Below are 16848 nucleotides of genomic sequence, written 5' to 3' on the forward strand. Positions count from 1 at the left end.
TGGCTGCCGGTGCCCTGCATGCCGACCACGCGCCAGTTCTCGACGATCTCGACTTCGGCGGCCGGAAACACCGCGGTGAACGGCTTGCCCGGCGCGCCGCCGCCTTCGCCCGCGGCACCGCCGATGCCGACGCCGATCCAGTCGGCCCCTTTGCAGCCGCTCGCGAAACGCCAGCGCCCCGACACACGATAGCCGCCCGGCACGCGTTGCGCGGGCTGCAGCGGATAGAGGCCGCCCGCGAACACCTGGTCCGGCCCGCTCGCATAGATCATGCGCTGCGTGTCGAGCGGCAGCGCCGCGAGATACGTGTTCGCGGAGCCGAACGCGGCGACCCACGCGGCCGAGCCGTCCGCGACGGCGATCCGCTCGAGCATCGCGACGAACTCATGCGGGGGCAGCGCATCGCCGCCGAACTGCTTCGGCGTGCCGGCGCGGAAGATGCCCGCGCGCTTCATCAGCGCGATCACGTCGCGCGGCACATGCGACAGCCGGTCGAACTCGTCGCGCCGCCGCTCGACTTCGGCAATCACCGCATCGAGCGGCAGCGGCGACGTGTCGTCGGTTTGCGGCGCCAGCCCGGAAGGCGCGGCCGGCTCGAATGGGCGAACGACGGTGGAAGTTTGCATGGCGATGTCCTGATCCTGAATTGACGAAGGGAAAGCGAAGAGGCAAGCGGCGTTCAGCGCACGCGGTGCGCGTCGCGCGCCGCCTTCGGATAGGTTTCCGGCGCGATAGAGGTCGCGACGATGGTGATCGCGCCGAGCACGATCAGATAGATGACGATCGGCGCCGCGCTGCGGTAGTGCGCAAGCAGTGCGGTCGCGATCATCGGCGACAGGCCGCCGCCGAGCACCGACGCGATCTCGCGTCCGATGCCGAGCCCCGAGAACCGCAGCCGCACCGGCAGCAGCTCGCTGATGAACGCGGGCTGCGCGCCTTCGAGAATCCCGATCGCGACGCTGTTCGCGAGGATCAGCGCGGCGAGCACATACTCGAACCGGCCCGACTGCAGCAGCACGAAATACGGGTAAGCGATCAGCACGACGGCGATTGCGCCGAACAGGTACACCGGCTTGCGGCCGATCCGGTCGGTGAGCCGCCCGGCCGCGAGCGTCACCGGAATCATCAGCAGCATCGAGATCACGAGCCCGCTCAGCAGCCACGACGCGTCGAGACCGATGAACTTGCCGTAGGCGAGCGAAAACGAGAAGAGCAGGTACGACACCGCGCCTTCGCCGAAGCGCAAGCCGAACACGGTCGCGACCGCGCGCGGGCACTCGCGCAGCACGTCGACGAGCGGTGCCGCGCTCGCGTGCTGCTCGGAACGCACGTGCTCGAACGCCGCACTTTCGCCGACCGAGCGGCGCATCCACAGGCCGAAGCCGACCAGCACGATGCTCGCGAGAAACGGGATGCGCCAGCCCCAGCTTTCGATGTCGGCAACGGGCAAGCGCTGCACGAGCAGAAACGCGGCGGTCGACAACACGAAGCCGAACGCGGCGCCGCACGGGCTCCACGCGGCGAGCGCACCGCGCCGCTCGGCGGGCGCGTTCTCGTGGATCAACAGGATGCTGCCGCTCCATTCGCCGCCCGCGGCGAGCCCCTGCAGCACGCGCAGCAGCACGAGCGCGATCGGCGCGGCGATCCCGATCTCGCGATAGGTCGGCAATAACCCCATCCCGGCGGTCGCGACGCCCATCGTCAGCATCGTCAGCATCATCACGGTCTTGCGGCCGTACCGGTCGCCGATGTGGCCGCACAGCAGGCCGCCGATCGGTCGCGCGACGAAGCCGACCGTGAAGCCGCCGAACGCGGCGATCGTGCCGGTCAACGGATCGGTGCCGACCGGAAAGAACAGCTTGCCGAACAGCAATGCGGCGGCCGTGCCGTACAGAAAGAAGTCATACCATTCGAGCGCTTGTCCGACCACCGCGGTCGTGACCGCACGGCGAACCGAGCCGGCTTGGCGGGAGACGGATAGCGTGACCGTCGAGGTGGGTGCGGATGAGTTCATCGGAGGTTTCCGAAAAGAATGTCAGGGATCCTGCTGAACCGGCAGTCGGCGGCAGCCATGCGATCGAGTCGATGCTGCGTGCGACCCACGATAAGAGCGGCCCCCGATCGCGGTCAAATTACCGCCAAAAATGCCCGTCATGAATCGCGTGCATGGTCGCCGCGCAGCGAACGCGGCCCATCGCGTTATCCACGGGATTTATCCGACTGCCGTTTTTAGATCGATTTGACCGATGCGCAGGCGGCGACGAAACTGGCTTCGTGATCCGCCCGAGGCACGTATGCCGACGTCTCGGTCCCTCGCACTCTTTCCCCACGACGACGATGAACGACATTCCGTATCAGACGATCGACACGCGTGCGCTGCATGGTCTCGCGCAACCCGACCGCATCGCACCCGCGCTCTATCACGACCCGGCACTGTTCGAAGCCGAGCTCGACCGCATCTTCTACCGCACCTGGATCTGGGTCGCGCACGATAGCGAATTGCCGCGCCCCGGCGACTTCATCACGACGACGATCGGCCGCCAGCCGGTAATCGTCGTGCGTGACAAGACCGGCGAAGTGAACGTGCTGCAGAACCGCTGCCGCCATCGCGGCGCGACCGTCTGCGAAGCGCACAAGGGCAACGCGAAAGGCTTCACGTGCCCGTATCACAGCTGGTCGTACGCACTCGACGGCACGCTGCGCGCGCTGCCGTACGGCGACGGCTACGAAGGCGTGTGCGACAAGGGCGATCTGCCGCTCGTGAAGCTGCGCGTCGGCGTGTATCAGGGGCTGATCTTCGCGAGCTTCAACGACGGGATCGAGCCGCTCGAGGACTTTCTCGGCGGCGCAAAGCCGTGGATCGACCTGTTCATGAAGCAGGGCGCCGGCTATCCGATCAAGGCCAACGGCGAACACAAGTTCCGCTTCAAGGGCAACTGGAAGATCCAGCTCGAGAACACGACCGATCTCTATCACTTCCCGGTCGTGCACAAGTCGTGGATGAAGTCGATCGACGACGAGACGGCCGCCACGATCACGAGCTTCATGACGAGCGACGCCGCGTTCTGCCGTTCGCTCGGCAACGGCCACAGCCTCGCGGTGCTGATGCCGGAGCTCGTCGATCTCGACGACGACGATGGCGCACCGTTGCCCGAGCGCTTTGCGCCGCTCGCCGCGAAGCTCGCCGAGCGGCACACGCCGGACGAAGTGCGGCGCATCGTACGTTCGCTGATGGGCGTCGGCTTCAACCTGAATCTGTTTCCGAATCTCGCGCTGTCGATGGCGTTCTTCCGCGTGCTACGGCCGATCTCTGCGACCGAAACCGAGATCCGTCACGTCGCGCTCGCGATGGACGGCGGCCCCGAAGAAGCGAACCGCGAGCGGCTGCGGATCCACGAGCACTTTCAGGGTCCGTTCGGCTTCGGCAGCCCGGACGACGCGGAAGCGTGGGAGCGCGTGCAGCGCGGCGCGTACGCGGGCCCCGACGTGCCGATCCTCGTGAACCGCGGGCTGAACCGCGAGACCACCGCCGCAAACGGCGAAAAGACCGCGCACGCGACCGACGAAACGGGCATGCGCGAAGCGTATCGGCAATGGCGCACGATGATGGAGCAAGCATGATGGACGACCGCAACGCACTTTTTTCGCAGCAGACCTTCGCGCGCGCGGTCGAGTTCGTATGGCGCGAAGCGGAGATGCTCGACCGCCGCGACTATCGCGCATGGCTCGACCTGTGGGATCCGGCCGGCCACTACGTGGTGCCGATCGATCCGCAGACGACCGACTTCGCCGCGACGCTGAACTACGTGTTCGACGATCGCGACATGCGCGAGAAGCGCGTGCAGCGCATGCTGTCGGGCTACTCGGCGTCCGCGTCCGATGCGGCGCGCACCGTGCGCACCGTGTCGCGCTTCACGCTCGAAAGCAGCAGCGCCGATACCGTCGAGCTGAAGTCCGCGCAGGTCGTCGTCGCGTACAAGCGCGGCACGACGACGTTGTTCGCGGCCGACGTCACGCACCGCCTGCACGTCGATGCGGAAGGCGAATTGCGGATCGCCGAAAAGGTCGTGCGGCTGATCGATTCGACGGAAGCGCTGAGCGCGATCGGCTTCCTGCTGTAACGCGGATGCCGGTGCGCGGCTGCAGTCGCGCCGTGCACCGGCCGTGCGCGAATGCGCGCATCCGCTTACACGCCTCAATTACCCGCCTCGATTCCGCGAACCACCATGCCCACACTCGAAGTCTTTCTGCCGGCCCGCCACGACGATGCACGCAAGGCCGAACTGATTGCGCGCCTCACGCACGCGACTGTCGACGCGATCGGCGCACCGGCCGAATCGGTACGCGTGCTGCTGACCGAACTGCCCGCGACGCACATCGGCCTCGGCGGCCGCAGCGCGGCCGACGGCGCGCCGCCCGCGCTACCGGTGATCGTCGCGATCCTGATCGCCGGCCGCACCGACGCGCAAAAGCGCGCGCTGATCGCGGCGCTGTCCGATGCCGGCGCAAACGTGCTCGACGCACCGCTGCAGGCGACGCGCGTGATCATCAAGGACATCCCGAACACCGACTTCGGGATCGGCGGCCAGACCGCACGCGCGTTGGGGCGCTGATCGTGCCACGCATGCCGCCGGCCGCCTGCAACACGCGCCCTGCGCTACGCGCGCGCGTCGGCGAGCGGCAGCGTCACGCGGCAGTCGAGTCCGCCTCCCTCGGCGCGACGCGCGGCGATGCGGCCACCGTGACGCGTCACGATGCTCTTGCACAGCGACAGTCCGATGCCGTTGCCGCCGGCCTTCGACGACGAAAAACCGTCGAACAGCCGATCGTGAGCATCGTCGGCCACACCGGGCCCGTTATCGATCGCGCGCAGCTCCGCGAGCGCGCCGACCTGCGCGGTGCCGAGCGTCAGCATGGGTGTCGCGCGCTCGCAGCCGGCGAAGGCCTCGATCGCGTTGAATGCGAGATTCAGGATCACCTGTCCGATCAGCACGCGTTCGCAGCGGACCGGCAGCGGCACGTCCGCCTGCACGATCGACACCGTCACGCCCGCTTCGCGCGCGCGCAGCTCGATGAAGTAGGCGACGTCGGCGAGGATGTCGCGCAGATCGGCAAGCACGACGACCGGTTCGCGCTTCACGATGAATTCGCGCACGCTCTTGATGATCAGCGCCGCATGCTCGGCCTGCCGATCGGCGCTGCGCAGCCCCCAGATCGCGTCGTCGACGTTGCCGCGCGCGCCGAGCCGCTGCACCGCACCCTCGATGAAGTTGCGCACGGCCGCGAGCGGCTGGCTCAGCTCGTGCGCGATCACGGTCGCCATCTCGCCCATCGCGTTGTAGCGGCCCGCGTACTCGAGCATCCGCGCTTCCGCGCGCCGCGCCTCCTCGATCGCGACTTCGTCGCTCACGTCGCGAAAATGCACGAGCAGCCCGTCGAGATCGTCTTCGATCTCGACCTGCCGGCACGCGACGCGCAGCCAGCAGGTCGAGCCGTCGCGCCGCACGAACCGGTAGCGTTGCGGTTCCGACGGACACGTCGACGGCGCATCGCGCAACTGCGCGACGAGCCGCGCGCGATCGTCCGCGCTGCAGTAGTCGAGCACGTCGCCGACCCCCTCGTCGGCCGCGAGGCCGAGCACGCGGCGCCCCGACTCGCTGATGAACTGCACGCCGCCATGCGGCGTCACGACCGCGATCCCTTCGTCGAGATCCTGCATGAACTCGCGCAGCCGCGCCTCGTAGCGGCGCAGTTGCTGACGGATCGCCTCTTCGGCGCTGATGTCGCGAAACTGCACCATCACGACGTCGCGCCCGCGCAGCGGCACGTAGGTCGCGATCGCCTCGGACAGCATGTCGACGCCCGTACGCGACCGGTAGCACCACTCGTACACCTGCGGGCCTTCGACGATCGCGCGGTCCATCGCGCCCACGCCGATCTCGCGACGGTATTTCGGCTCCGGCCGCGTCATGTCCGGCGCCTTCAGCGGCAGCAGCTCCTCGACGGAAAAGCCGAGCGCGATGCAGGCCGCACGGTTGGCCCAGACGATCGCCTTCGTCTGTGCGTCGTGCAGCAGCACGCAGGTCGTCAGCGCGTCGAGCAGCCGGTGGAAATCGTCTTCGTCGGGAAAGCGCATGGTCGGGTCCGGAACGAGCCGCGCGGCATCGCACGGGCGGACGCTCAACATAGCACCGGCCCGCGTCGATCGCATCTGAAGATTTCTTTAGGACGGCACGGAACGTCACCAGTCGCGCGGCCTAGCGCACCAATTGCTGCGTGTTTTCGGCGTTCCTAGACTGAGGCCTGCCCTTTTCGAACCGCTATCCGCCCAGGAGACGATCATGCAACACGCCGCCGCTGCCATCGACACCGCCCCTCGCCCGGCGCCGCCCGCCTGCGTGCCGGACGCGCGGCTCTCGGCACTCGACGCCGTGATCGAGACCGTCGCCGCGCGACGCGACGAATTCGACCGGCTGTCGCACGTGCCGCGCGACGTGATCGCGCTGTTCAAGCAGGCCGGCATCTATCGCGCGGGCACGCCGCGCCGCTTCGGCGGCGATGCGCTCGCACCCGGCGCCTTCCTCGAGACGATCGAGCGGATCGCGACGGCCGACGGCTCGGCCGCGTGGGTCGCGAGCTTCGGTTCCGCGAACGTCTACCTCGCCGCCTTGCCGCTCGACACGCAGGCCGAGCTGTACGCGAGCGGCCCCGATCAGGTGTTCGCCGGCGGCCTGTTTCCGGTGCAGCCCGCGCAGCCCGCACCGGGCGGCTGGCGCGTCAACGGCACGTGGAAATTCGCGAGCGGCTGCAAGGGCGCCGACTGGCTCGGCGTCGGCATCGCGGTGCCCGGCGCACAGGACGCGGCGCCGAACAAGCCGCGCACGGCCGTGTTTCGCGCGGCAGACGTCGAGATCGTCGAGAACTGGAACGTGGTCGGCATGCAGGGCACCGGCAGCCACGATTTGCGCGTGAACGACCGCTTCGTCGCCGAAGCGTGGACGTTCGTGCGCGGCGGCGAGCCGACCGTCGACGAGCCGCTGTACCGGTATCCGACGATCGCCTATGCGGCGCAGGTGCTGGCCGTCGTGAACCTCGGCCTCGCGCGCGCGGCGCTCGACGTCGTGAACCGCATGTCGGGCGGCCGGCAGACGACGACGGGCGCGCCGCGCCTTGCCGACCGCGCGTACTTCCGCATCGAGCTCGCGAAAGCCGAGGCGCAGCTGCGTTCGGCGCGTGCGTTCTTCTACGACGCGACCGATACGGTATGGCAGTCGATTCTCGCCGGCAACGCGGTAACGCCCGATCAGGTCAGCCTGCTGCGCCTCGCGGCCACGCATATCGCACGCGAAGGCGCGAGCGTCGTCGAACGCGCGTACCGGCTCGGCGGCACGCCGGCGATCTACCGCACGCATCCGCTGCAGCGGCTGCTGCGCGACGCGATAGTCGTCACGCAGCACGCGTTTCTCGCCGAAGGCAACTTCGACGGCGCGGGCGCCGTGTTCACCGGCGTCGCACCGTTTCCCGGCTATCTGTAATGCGCGCCGCGTCGCGGCGCCCGACCGACTTTTCTGGAGGCCTTCACATGTCCGATTCGAATCCGCTGCCGCTGCGCGTGCTGTTCTGCTGCGGCGTATCGCAAAACTTCTTCGACCTGCCGCGCGAACAAATCGGCGAAGTGTGGCAGGCCTACGGCGCGATGCTCGCGGCCGTCGAAGCGATGCCCGGCGTGCGCGTGCTCGGCGTCATGGATGACGACCGGCTCGTCGTCGGCCACGCGGACGGTGCGCCGTGGACGTTCTACATCATGGCCGACGTCGCCGATTTCGATACGGCGGTCGCCGTCTGCAACCTGTATCGGACGACGCCCGTCGGCGAATACAACCTGTGGCGCTACGGGAAGATCGAGGCGCGCGTCGGTCGCGCGCTGACCGTGCCGCCTGCCGCACGGCCGGCATCGTCAGGAGCGCGACGATGAGCGAAACGACCGAACGCGCTGCGGCACATACGCTCGACGCGCTCGCGCGCCGCGTGGCCGCGCTTGAAGCAGAGCGCGCAGTGCGCGCGACGATCGCGCGCTACATGGCACTGTGCGACGTACCGGAAGCGGCCGGCGACGGTCCGGCGCTCGACGCGCTGTTTACGCCGGACGCCGTATGGGAAGGCATCGGCCCGCAGTACGCGCAGAAGTTCGGCCGCCTGGAAGGGCCGGCCGAGATCGTGGCGATGCTGCGCCGCTATCTGCCGCCCGATCCTCACTTCGGCGCGAACCTGCACTTTCTGACCTCGGAGACGATCGACGTCGCGGTTGACAGCACCGCTGCGCGCGGCCGCTGGATCATGCTGCAGGCGTCGCGCTACGCAGACGGCGCCGCGGAGCTGATCGGCGCGCGGCTGACCGTCGATTTCGCACCCGCGCAGGACGGCCACGCATGGCTGATCCGGCATTTCCGCACCGAGCGCGTGCTCGACGACCCGTGGCCGCTCGCTGCCGCGCAACGGCCCTGAACTTCTCCACCGCGCTCGCGCGACATCGCATATGACAGGCTTCATCGACACCTTCACGCTCGGCGGCCCGGGGCCGACGATCGCCATCAAGGACACGATCGACATCGCGGGCTATCCGACCCGCGCGGCGAGCCGCGCGCTCGCCGACGCACCGCCCGCCACGCAGCACGCCGACGTCGTGCGTCTGCTGCTCGACGCCGGCTGGCAGATCGCCGGCAAGGCCAACATGCACGAGCTCGCGTTCGGCATGACGGGCATCAACGACTACACCGGCACGCCGCTCAATCCGCAGGATGCGTCGCGCATTCCCGGCGGTTCGTCGAGCGGCTCCGCGTCGCTTGTCGGGCTCGGCGCCGTCGATGCGGCGCTCGGCACCGACACCGGCGGCTCGATTCGCGGGCCGGCCGCATGTTGCGGCGTGTTCGGGCTGAAACCGACGTTCGGCCGCGTGTCGCGGCGCGGCGTCGCGCCTGCCGAGACGACGCTCGACTGCGTCGGGCCGTTCGCGCGCGACATGGATACGCTGAGCGCCACGATGGCCGCGATCGCGCCGGGCTTCGACCGCGTGCGCGCGGCGGCGTCGGCCGCCGGATGCACGGTCGCGCAGGTCGTCGTCGACGCGGAGCCGGCCATCGCCCGCGCGTTGCGTACGGCGCTCGATGCGGCCGGCCTGCGCACGCACACGCTCGTGCTCGACGATCTGCGCGCGGCATTCGACGCGGGGCTCGTCGTCATCAACGCCGAAACGTCACGCGCGTTCGGCCATCTGGTCGCGACCGGCCGGCTCGGCGCGGATCTCGATGCGCGGCTGCGCGCGGCGGCGACCACGACCGCCGCCGCGCTCGACGCGGCCGAGGCCGTGCGCGTGCGTTTCACCGCGCAGATCGACGCGGCGCTCGAACACGCCGACGCACTCGTGCTGCCGACGCTGCCCGCGCTGCCGATCACGCTCGATGAGGCGCGCAACGGCGTGTCGGTGATCGCGATGTCGTCGCTGATCCGGCCGTTCAACCTGAGCGGCCATCCCGCGCTCAGCGTGCCGCTGCCGCTCGACGGCTCGCCGCTGAAGGCAGGCTTGCAGATCGTCGGACGCAAGGGCGCGGACGAACAGGTGTGCGCGCTCGCCGCGCATGTCGCCGCGGCGCTCGCCGCCTGAACCACGATGCGTGCGCGCACGCGCATGCGAACCACGGAATCACGCACCATGTCAGACCGAGTCGTACTCGTCACCGGCGCCGCCCGCGGGCTTGGCGCCGTCATTGCCGAACGCTTTCATGCGGCCGGCTATCGCGTCGCGCTGGCCGACATCGCGGCCGACGCGATCCGCGCACACGCACGCGACCTCGATCCGGAAGGCACGCGCGCGATCGCGATACCGCTCGACGTCACGTCGAAACGCGACTTCGAAGCGGCGCGCGATGCGCTCGTCGCGCACTGGGGCGCGGTCGACGTGCTCGTCAACAATGCGGGCGCATCGAAGGTCGTGCCCGCGATGGAGATCACCGCCGAACAGTTCGATCAGGTGATCGACGTGAACCTGCGCAGCGTGCTGTTCGGGTGTCAGGTATTCGGTCAGTATTTCGCGACGCGCGGTGCCGGCCGCATCGTCAACATCGCGTCGCTCGCCGGCCAGAACGGCGGCTCCGCGACGGGCGCGCACTACGCCGCCGCGAAAGGCGGCACGCTGACGCTGACCAAGGTGTTCGCGCGCGACCTCGGCGCGCACGGCGTGACCGTGAATGCGATCTCGCCCGGCCCGCTCGACCTGCCGATCGTCCATGAAAGCGTCGCGCCCGAAAAACTGCGTCAGGTGCTCGCGGGCTTGCCGGGCGGCCGGCTTGGCTCGGCCGGCTTCGTCGCCGACGCGGCCGTGCTGCTCGCGTCGGGCGACGCATATTTCGCGAACGGCGCGTGCTGGGACATCAACGGCGGCCTGTACATGCGCTGAGCGCACGAGGTACGCGTCCCGCGCCGCGGGCCGCAGCCGTTTCGTCGGCCGCTATCGCGGCCGCTCGCGTTCGTCGCCCCAGACGACCATCACGTCGCGCACGAGTGCGGCGATCGAGGTCGCGCCGAGCTTCTCCTTGATGCTCGCGCGATGCACGTCGACGGTCTTCACGCTGATCGACAGATCCGACGCGATCTGCTTGCTACCCTTGCCGTCGACGACGCCCTGCAGCACCTCCTTCTCGCGCGCGGTCAGCGCCGCGAGCCGCTCGCGCAGTTCGCGGTGGCGTCGATCGGCCGCATGCCGCTGCTGCGCGAGGCGCAGCGCGCGCTGCACGCGTTCGAGCATCTGCTGCGAGTTGTACGGCTTCTCGACGAAATCGATCGCGCCGTTCTGCAGCGCGCGCACCGACATCGGAATGTCGCCGTGCCCGCTGACGAAGATCACCGGCAGCGTCGCACCGCGTGCGTTCAGCTCGGCCTGCACGTCGAACCCGCTCTTTTCCGGCATCCGCACGTCGAGCACGAGGCACGCGGGCAGGTTCGGATCGAAGCGCGCGAGAAAATCCGCTGCGTTCGCGAATCCTTCCGACGCGATGCCGACCGATTCGAGCAGCCATGCGAGCGAGGTCCGCATGCCGCCGTCGTCGTCGACGATATATACGATCGGAGCGGGTGACGTCATCGGGGTGTCTCGCATGATTGGGGATGATTGTGCGCCGTACATCGGCGATGGCGCACGTGCGCACGTCGGGCGCAGCACACGTGCGGCACATCATAGCGAGCCGAAAATACGCTGAAAACCCCTGCGTGCCGCGCGTGCGTGCCGTGTCGCACCTTTTTTCGAACGCTGCGCGGCGCGACTAGGTAGAACCTTTAGCGCGGTTGGCGGGAACGCCATGTCGTGCGTCAATCGTGCGAATGTCCGTCCGCTTTTTCTCGACGTACGCTCGATCCTGTCCGGCGAATCGCCGACTTCATTCGATGAGGAGCACTCATGTCCGCCACGTCCCCGACCATCGGTTCCGCCCCCGCGGTGCACGCCGAGCCTTCCGACGCGCAGAAGGCGTTCCGGCACGCGATGGCCCATCTCGGCGCGGCCGTCAACGTGATCACGACCGCCGGCCCGCACGGCCGCTGCGGCATCACCGCGAGCGCCGTCTGTTCGGTCACGGATACGCCGCCGACCGTGCTCGTCTGCCTGAACCGTTCGAGCGCGATGCACGCGATCTTCGAACGCAATCGCCATGTATGCATCAACGTGCTGCCGGCCGAACACGAAATGCTCGCCCGGCATTTCGCGGGCCTCACCGAGCTGCCGATGGAGCGGCGCTTCGCGCTGCCCGTCTGGGACCGCGGCGCGCATGACGTGCCGGTGCTACGCGATGCGCTGGCGAGCCTGGAAGGAACGATCGCCGGGATGCAGACGGTCGGCTCGCATTCGGTGATGTTCATCGAGGCGACGTCGATCCGCGTGCGCGACGACGGCGACAGCCTCATCTACTTCGGCCGCGCGTTTCACCGCGTGTCGCGCGGCGCCTGCGTGCGCTGAGGGCGCTTGTTACGCGGCGCGCCGCAGCGCGCGCTGCCCCGCCGCCAGCGCCGCGCCGGCGAACAGCGTCAGCGCCGAATACACGAGCCCGCGCGCGAGCCCCGCGCTGTCCGACACCCAGCCGATCGCGACCGGACCCGCGATCTGCCCGAACGCGAAGATCGTCGTAAATGCGCTGATGCCTTTCGGCCAGCCGTCGGGCGGCAGGTTGTGCCGCACGAAGGCGGTCGTCGACGCCACCGCCGACAGGAACGTCGCGCCGAACAGTACGCCCGACACGAACGCCGCGGCCGGATGCACGATCAGCGCCGGCATCAGCGTCGCGATGCCGAGCAGTGCGTTGAGCACCGCGAGCGCCTGCCCGCCCCGCATGCGGTCGAGCAGCCCCGACCACAGCCGCGCCGAGACGATCGTCGCGACGCCGAGCATCACGTAGAACGCGGACACGACCGTGCCGCTCATCCCCGCATCGCGCAGCAGCGCGACGATGAACGTCATGTAGCCGATGTAGCCGACGCCGAACAGCCCGTAGCCGCCGAGCGCCAACGCGAAGCGCGCGGGGCTCGCCTGGGCGGCCGCTGCATCGTCGACGCGCGCGGGCGGCGGACGATGTCCGCGCTCGATGCGGCGCGCGGCCGACACCGCGATCGCTGCGCAGAGCACGCACGCGAGCGCCAGCGCGAACCACGCCGGCTGCCAGCCGTGCACCCGATGCGCGAGCGTCGCCGGCACGAGCAGCGACGATGCGACGATGCCCCAGCCCGTTCCGCCGTAATAGAGGCCGAGCAGCAGCCCCGCATCGCGCGGCGACGCCGACGCGAGACGCGCGGCCAGCACGCCGCCGCTGACGAAGATCAGCGCACTGCCGATGCCGGTCGCGAGCCGCTGCACGAGCAGTGCCTGCATGCCGACCGTGACGCCGCACGCGGCCATCAGACACGCGGTCAGCACGCACCCCGCCGCGAGCAGCGTGCCGGCGCGCCAGCGGCGCGACAGCCACGGAAACGCAAGCGCGCCGAACAGATAGCCGGCCGCGTTCGCGGTGTTCAGCGCGCCGGCCTGCGCGAAGCTCCAGCCGAGATCGGCCTTCATCGGCGGCAGCAGCAGCGCATACGAGAAGCGCGCGAGACCGAGCGCGATCGCGCTGCCGAGCGACAGGCCGATCGCGAGCCGCCACGCGGCGATGCGGCTGCGGTCCGCCGCGTGTGCCGATGCATCGGGCGCCGGCGCAGCGGCGTGCGTGGGCGCGCCGCCGTGCGTGGTCGAACGGCGCGGCGGCTTCATGCCTGCGCGTCGCCGCCGAGCCACTTGAACATCACGAGGCAGTCGACGAAGCCGAACCGCGCATGGCGGTACGCGCGCGGCAGCCGCCCGACGATTTCGAAGCCGAGCTTCTGCCACAGCGCAACCGCGACTTCGTTCGTCGCGACGACCGAATTGAACTGCATCGCGAGAAAGCCGCGCTCGCGTGCGACCTGCTGCGAGTGCTCGCACATCAGGCGCGCGACGCCGCGTCCGCGCGCGGCCTCGCCGACCATGTATCCGCAGTTGCACACGTGATTGCCGGGCCCCGCCGCGTTCGCTTTCAGGTAATACGAACCGAGCAGCACGCCGTCCTCTTCGGCGACCCACGTGCAAAGCGGCGCGTCGAGCCAGAGCGCGCGCGCGGCGTCGAACGTCGGCGCGGGATCGAGCGCGTACGTTTCCTGCGCGGCGACCACCGCGCGGTAGGTCGGCCAGAAGCGCGCGAAGTCGTCTTCGGTCATCGGGCGAAGCGTGATCATGCGGGTCCTCGAGAGAAGGGATCGGACGGCGAACGGGCGACGCCGCGTTACGCGCCGCCGCCGACATCACCGGATGGTGCCAGAAACGCGCGCGGCACGCGCGTGCCGGTGCGCCGCGTTCGGGACGGCAGGCGACGGATGGCGACGCCCTTGGGCGCTTGCTTGCCTGCCTCCTTGCGGCAGCATCGCCGTGCATCGAAAAGCCGCCGCTCGTTTTTACTTGCACGGCGCGCGCGCCGCACAATGCATCCCATCGACACCGTGCGCACATCAACCTGAGCGCCCCGTCATCCGCCGGACCATCAGGCACGTTCAAGGCACGGCCGACCACACGAGCAGCACACCGCCCGGCGCGGCCGCCAGCCCGCGCGGCGCATGCACGATCGTCGGATCGATCGCGAGCGTTTGCGCGAGCGTCCGCGCATCGTCGATCGGCGTCGAGCGTACGACCGTCATCAGCCGGGCGGGCCGATGCAGCGCCTCGCGATAGAGCGCGCCGTACCACAGCGCGCGCGTGCCGCGCGCATCCGACAGCGCGTACGGATAGCGCCACAGCCGCAGCACGAGACGGCTATCCGCGTGCGCCGGATCCGCGCGCACGAACACGCGCCGCGTGCTCTCGCCGTGCGTGTAGCGTGGCAGCACCGGCAGCGACTCGGCCGGCCCCTGCGGCATGAGCCAGCGCAGCGCCGTCTGCAGCGTCCACGGCGTCGCGCGCTGCCAGCCGGCCTGCGCGAGATGGCGGTCCAGCGTGTCGGACGTCGCGCACCACTGCAGCGGCAAGTATTCCTCGCGATCGCCCCCGATCTCGGTGCGGCGCGTCGGCACGCGCTGCCAGCCGCCGCGCATCCACTGGTCGACCGTCATCGCGACGACGTCGCCCACATGCGGACGCGCAGCGCGATCGGCGTCCCATTGCGCCGGAACCAGCCACACGCCGACCGTCGCGAGCACGACCGCGAGCGCGACGGTCGCGCCGACCGGCTGCACGTGCTCGCGCACGCGCCAGTACGCATGCGCGCCGGCCAGCAGCGCGAACCACGCAAGCCCGAGGCTCCAGCCGCCGACCAGCCCCGACAGCCACGTATCGCCGACGTAGAGCCGCGCGAAGCCGCCGAGCACGATCCACAGCACGACCGCCGTCACGACCGGCGTGCGCCAGCGCGCGGGCCGGTCGCGCGCGAGCAGCCAGCCGATCCCGCTGCTCGCGAGGATCGCGAACGCCGCGTCGGCATCGGGCAGCGGCATGTGCGCCGCGCCGGGCGGCAGCGCCGCCGGCGTCGCCCCCGGCGGCACGACGCCGAACGCGGGCACGAGCACGACCGCGATACCGACCGTCGCGAGCCACCATGCCGCGCTCGCCCAGCAGCGGTGAATCGCGAGCCACGCGAGAAACGCGGCCGACACGATGAGTCCCGCGTCGCGGCCGTGCAGCACGACGAGCGCGCGCATCGCGGCGTCGACCGGCGGCGTGCGCAGGTTCTGCAGGAACGCGTACAGCGCGACGTCGGCATGCATCAGCGGCGCGTTCGCGACGACGTCCTGCACGATCCGGCCGAACAGCCATACGCTCGCGACGAACAGCAGCGCAAGCACCGGCACGGCGCCCGGCAGCCGGCGCAGATGCACGAGGCTGTCATGCAACCGCGCGCCGAACCGCGGCCAGTAACGCACGCACGCATGCAGCGCAGCGGCGAACGCCGCGTGCAGCAGCGGCCAGCCGCGCCGCAGCAGCAGGCGCACGCCGTACCAGACGCCGAGCACGAGCGCGGCGACGACGAGCAGGATCGCCGCGATGCGCACGCTGAGCGCGGCGGCAAGCGCGGCCGACGCACCAAACAGCATCCCCGGCGCGATATGCACGGGCGCCCATATCAGCGCCGACACGATGTTGACCGGATAGAACGACCGGCGCGGCAGCGTCGCGCAGCCGACCACGACCGGCACGACCGCGCGCACCGGCGCGAGAAAACGCGCGAGCACGATGCTTTTCGTCCCGTGACGCAGCACGAACTGCTCGCCGCGCGCGTAGACGGCCGCATGCCCGAAGCGCGCCCAGCCGTTGCGGATCATTCCGCGGTAGTGCCGCCCGAGTTCGTAGCTGATCCCGTCGCCGACGATCGCGCCGACGGCCGCGACACCGATCGTCGTCCACGGATCGAGCGCGCCCGCGCCCGCGAGCGCGCCGGCCGCAAACATCACGGCGCCGGCCGGCACGACCGTGCCGATCAGCGCGATCGCCTCCGCGCATGCGGTCGCGAACACGATCGCGAGCGCGAGCGCCGGATGCGCGCCGATCTCGGCAAGCCAGGCGTGAATGGCGGCGCTCATCGCGCGCTCCCGCACCGCGACGCGGCGTGGCGCCGTTCGCACGCGCAGCGCCGGGCAAAGGGAAAGGAGAACCGGATCCGCGCCCGCGCGCCGCCGGTCGGGCCGCGCGCGTCAGTCGCGCTCATGCCGGCGCGCATCGGCCTCGAGCGGCGCGTCGCCGTAGCCGACCGTCGCGATCTCGTGCAGATAGCGCGCGAGAAACGCACCGATCGATCCGGCCGACTCGTACTGATGGACGTGCCGGAACTCGTGCGTGAGCAGCCGCCGCGTGCCGTGCCCGCGCAGCACGAACACCGCGTGGCCGAGCGTCAGGCCGATCGTGCCGGGCGGCAGCAACCCCGTGTCGCGTGCGAGCGCCGCGAGCGCCGGCGTGTCGGGAAACGGCATGCGCTCGACCGTCGCGATGCGGATCCGTTCGGGCCGCGCGACGCCGACCGCGCGCGCATCGTCGAGCTGCGGCCGCGTCAGCGGCGCGCCGTCCACGAGGCCGCGCGCGGCCTGCGCTTCGGCCCATGCGGTTGCGTCAGGCAGCGCGGACGACAGTACGTCGGCAAGATCGATCATCGCGAACTCTCCTGGTGGCGCGGCCGTATCCTGCACCAGTGTAGTCCCGAACCGGGGGCGTTCGCGAGGCGCCAGGCGCGATGCGTAGGGCGGCGCACAAGCCGCTGCATCGCAGCAATCGCGCATGTGCGGGGAATGCCTGGGGCACGGCCGCGCGGCGTGTCG

At 70.0% G+C, this 16848-nt stretch carries 17 protein-coding genes; 9 read left to right on the forward strand and 8 right to left on the reverse strand.

From position 1 onward, the window contains the following. Positions 1-626 (reverse strand): acyl-CoA dehydrogenase family protein (locus tag HMPREF3115_RS32485; RefSeq protein ID WP_256276215.1); only part of this gene is annotated, 626 nt, incomplete at its 3' end. Positions 627-679: 53 nt separating this feature from the next. Beyond that, positions 680-2014: an MFS transporter gene (locus HMPREF3115_RS16245; protein WP_070555106.1), complete on the reverse strand. Its 1335-nt coding sequence runs from the start codon at positions 2012-2014 to the stop codon at positions 680-682. 323 nt (positions 2015-2337) lie between these two features. Between HMPREF3115_RS16245 and HMPREF3115_RS16250 the strand changes: the two genes are divergently transcribed. From HMPREF3115_RS16250 to HMPREF3115_RS16260, 3 genes are all read left to right on the forward strand, one after another. Continuing rightward, positions 2338-3621, forward strand: coding sequence for an aromatic ring-hydroxylating oxygenase subunit alpha (locus HMPREF3115_RS16250; RefSeq protein WP_006404350.1), 1284 nt, complete (start codon positions 2338-2340; stop codon positions 3619-3621). Then, complete coding sequence (locus HMPREF3115_RS16255; RefSeq protein ID WP_006410559.1) at positions 3618-4121, forward strand: aromatic-ring-hydroxylating dioxygenase subunit beta; 504 nt, start codon at positions 3618-3620, stop codon at positions 4119-4121. Before HMPREF3115_RS16250 ends, HMPREF3115_RS16255 begins: the two co-directional genes overlap by 4 nt. Before the next feature lie 105 nt (positions 4122-4226). Then, positions 4227-4613, forward strand: coding sequence for a tautomerase family protein (locus tag HMPREF3115_RS16260; RefSeq protein WP_070555108.1), 387 nt, complete (start codon positions 4227-4229; stop codon positions 4611-4613). A 44-nt stretch (positions 4614-4657) separates the two neighbouring features. On the opposite strand, the gene HMPREF3115_RS16265 is transcribed toward HMPREF3115_RS16260, so the two are convergent. Next, positions 4658-6211, reverse strand: a complete 1554-nt coding sequence (locus HMPREF3115_RS16265) for a sensor histidine kinase (protein ID WP_083302228.1) — start codon at positions 6209-6211, stop codon at positions 4658-4660. Between the two features lie 130 nt (positions 6212-6341). On the opposite strand from HMPREF3115_RS16265, the gene HMPREF3115_RS16270 reads away from it, so the two are divergent. Genes HMPREF3115_RS16270 through HMPREF3115_RS16290 form a run of 5 tightly spaced genes read left to right on the forward strand, consistent with a single transcriptional unit; the run spans position 6342 to position 10453 of the window. Beyond that, positions 6342-7535 carry an acyl-CoA dehydrogenase family protein gene (locus HMPREF3115_RS16270; protein ID WP_070555110.1) on the forward strand — a complete coding sequence of 398 codons (1194 nt, stop codon included), beginning with the start codon at positions 6342-6344 and terminating at the stop codon, positions 7533-7535. A 47-nt stretch (positions 7536-7582) separates the two neighbouring features. Further along, positions 7583-7975: a hypothetical protein gene (locus HMPREF3115_RS16275; protein ID WP_006404355.1), complete on the forward strand. Its 393-nt coding sequence runs from the start codon at positions 7583-7585 to the stop codon at positions 7973-7975. Beyond that, positions 7972-8505, forward strand: a complete 534-nt coding sequence (locus tag HMPREF3115_RS16280) for a nuclear transport factor 2 family protein (protein WP_070555112.1) — start codon at positions 7972-7974, stop codon at positions 8503-8505. Before HMPREF3115_RS16275 ends, HMPREF3115_RS16280 begins: the two co-directional genes overlap by 4 nt. A gap of 31 nt (positions 8506-8536) precedes the next feature. Next, entirely contained in the window at positions 8537-9661 is a 1125-nt protein-coding gene (locus tag HMPREF3115_RS16285; protein ID WP_006410562.1) for an amidase, read from the forward strand. Between the two features lie 48 nt (positions 9662-9709). Next, positions 9710-10453 (forward strand): SDR family NAD(P)-dependent oxidoreductase, encoded by a 744-nt coding sequence (locus tag HMPREF3115_RS16290; RefSeq protein ID WP_070555153.1) that lies wholly within the window; start codon positions 9710-9712, stop codon positions 10451-10453. 51 nt (positions 10454-10504) lie between these two features. On the opposite strand, the gene HMPREF3115_RS16295 is transcribed toward HMPREF3115_RS16290, so the two are convergent. Next, positions 10505-11137 (reverse strand): response regulator transcription factor, encoded by a 633-nt coding sequence (locus tag HMPREF3115_RS16295; RefSeq protein WP_070555114.1) that lies wholly within the window; start codon positions 11135-11137, stop codon positions 10505-10507. A 312-nt stretch (positions 11138-11449) separates the two neighbouring features. Here HMPREF3115_RS16295 and hpaC point away from each other — a divergent pair, with 312 nt between their 5' ends. Beyond that, on the forward strand, positions 11450-12004 hold the full coding sequence (gene hpaC, locus HMPREF3115_RS16300; RefSeq protein ID WP_070555116.1) for a 4-hydroxyphenylacetate 3-monooxygenase, reductase component: 555 nt from the start codon (positions 11450-11452) through the stop codon (positions 12002-12004). 9 nt (positions 12005-12013) lie between these two features. Here the strand turns inward: hpaC and HMPREF3115_RS16305 are convergent, their stop codons facing one another. From HMPREF3115_RS16305 to HMPREF3115_RS16320, 4 genes are all read right to left on the reverse strand, one after another. Continuing rightward, entirely contained in the window at positions 12014-13288 is a 1275-nt protein-coding gene (locus HMPREF3115_RS16305; protein WP_070555118.1) for a YbfB/YjiJ family MFS transporter, read from the reverse strand. Then, on the reverse strand, positions 13285-13788 hold the full coding sequence (locus HMPREF3115_RS16310; RefSeq protein WP_006404363.1) for a GNAT family N-acetyltransferase: 504 nt from the start codon (positions 13786-13788) through the stop codon (positions 13285-13287). Before HMPREF3115_RS16310 ends, HMPREF3115_RS16305 begins: the two co-directional genes overlap by 4 nt. A 312-nt stretch (positions 13789-14100) precedes the next feature. Continuing rightward, complete coding sequence (locus HMPREF3115_RS16315) at positions 14101-16119, reverse strand: LssY C-terminal domain-containing protein (RefSeq protein ID WP_070555119.1); 2019 nt, start codon at positions 16117-16119, stop codon at positions 14101-14103. A 111-nt stretch (positions 16120-16230) separates the two neighbouring features. Further along, positions 16231-16683: a hypothetical protein gene (locus tag HMPREF3115_RS16320; protein WP_070555121.1), complete on the reverse strand. Its 453-nt coding sequence runs from the start codon at positions 16681-16683 to the stop codon at positions 16231-16233. Between the last annotated feature and the right edge of the window lie 165 nt (positions 16684-16848).

Source organism: Burkholderia sp. HMSC10F09, from assembly GCF_001806955.1.
Taxonomy (GTDB): Bacteria; Pseudomonadota; Gammaproteobacteria; order Burkholderiales; family Burkholderiaceae; genus Burkholderia; species Burkholderia multivorans.

Excerpts from the sequence above, each read along its gene's own strand:
- HMPREF3115_RS16285 (WP_006410562.1), top strand. The coding sequence starts at position 8,537 with ATGACAGGCTTCATCGACACCTTCACGCTCGGCGGCCCGGGGCCGACG.
- HMPREF3115_RS16270 (WP_070555110.1), top strand. The coding sequence starts at position 6,342 with ATGCAACACGCCGCCGCTGCCATCGACACCGCCCCTCGCCCGGCGCCG.
- HMPREF3115_RS16315 (WP_070555119.1), bottom strand. The coding sequence starts at position 16,119 with ATGAGCGCCGCCATTCACGCCTGGCTTGCCGAGATCGGCGCGCATCCG.
- HMPREF3115_RS16280 (WP_070555112.1), top strand. The coding sequence starts at position 7,972 with ATGAGCGAAACGACCGAACGCGCTGCGGCACATACGCTCGACGCGCTC.
- HMPREF3115_RS16320 (WP_070555121.1), bottom strand. The coding sequence starts at position 16,683 with ATGATCGATCTTGCCGACGTACTGTCGTCCGCGCTGCCTGACGCAACC.
- HMPREF3115_RS16305 (WP_070555118.1), bottom strand. The coding sequence starts at position 13,288 with ATGAAGCCGCCGCGCCGTTCGACCACGCACGGCGGCGCGCCCACGCAC.
- HMPREF3115_RS16260 (WP_070555108.1), top strand. The coding sequence starts at position 4,227 with ATGCCCACACTCGAAGTCTTTCTGCCGGCCCGCCACGACGATGCACGC.
- HMPREF3115_RS16290 (WP_070555153.1), top strand. The coding sequence starts at position 9,710 with ATGTCAGACCGAGTCGTACTCGTCACCGGCGCCGCCCGCGGGCTTGGC.
- HMPREF3115_RS16275 (WP_006404355.1), top strand. The coding sequence starts at position 7,583 with ATGTCCGATTCGAATCCGCTGCCGCTGCGCGTGCTGTTCTGCTGCGGC.
- HMPREF3115_RS16295 (WP_070555114.1), bottom strand. The coding sequence starts at position 11,137 with ATGACGTCACCCGCTCCGATCGTATATATCGTCGACGACGACGGCGGC.
- HMPREF3115_RS16310 (WP_006404363.1), bottom strand. The coding sequence starts at position 13,788 with ATGATCACGCTTCGCCCGATGACCGAAGACGACTTCGCGCGCTTCTGG.
- HMPREF3115_RS16265 (WP_083302228.1), bottom strand. The coding sequence starts at position 6,211 with ATGCGATCGACGCGGGCCGGTGCTATGTTGAGCGTCCGCCCGTGCGAT.
- HMPREF3115_RS16255 (WP_006410559.1), top strand. The coding sequence starts at position 3,618 with ATGATGGACGACCGCAACGCACTTTTTTCGCAGCAGACCTTCGCGCGC.
- hpaC (WP_070555116.1), top strand. The coding sequence starts at position 11,450 with ATGTCCGCCACGTCCCCGACCATCGGTTCCGCCCCCGCGGTGCACGCC.
- HMPREF3115_RS16245 (WP_070555106.1), bottom strand. The coding sequence starts at position 2,014 with ATGAACTCATCCGCACCCACCTCGACGGTCACGCTATCCGTCTCCCGC.
- HMPREF3115_RS16250 (WP_006404350.1), top strand. The coding sequence starts at position 2,338 with ATGAACGACATTCCGTATCAGACGATCGACACGCGTGCGCTGCATGGT.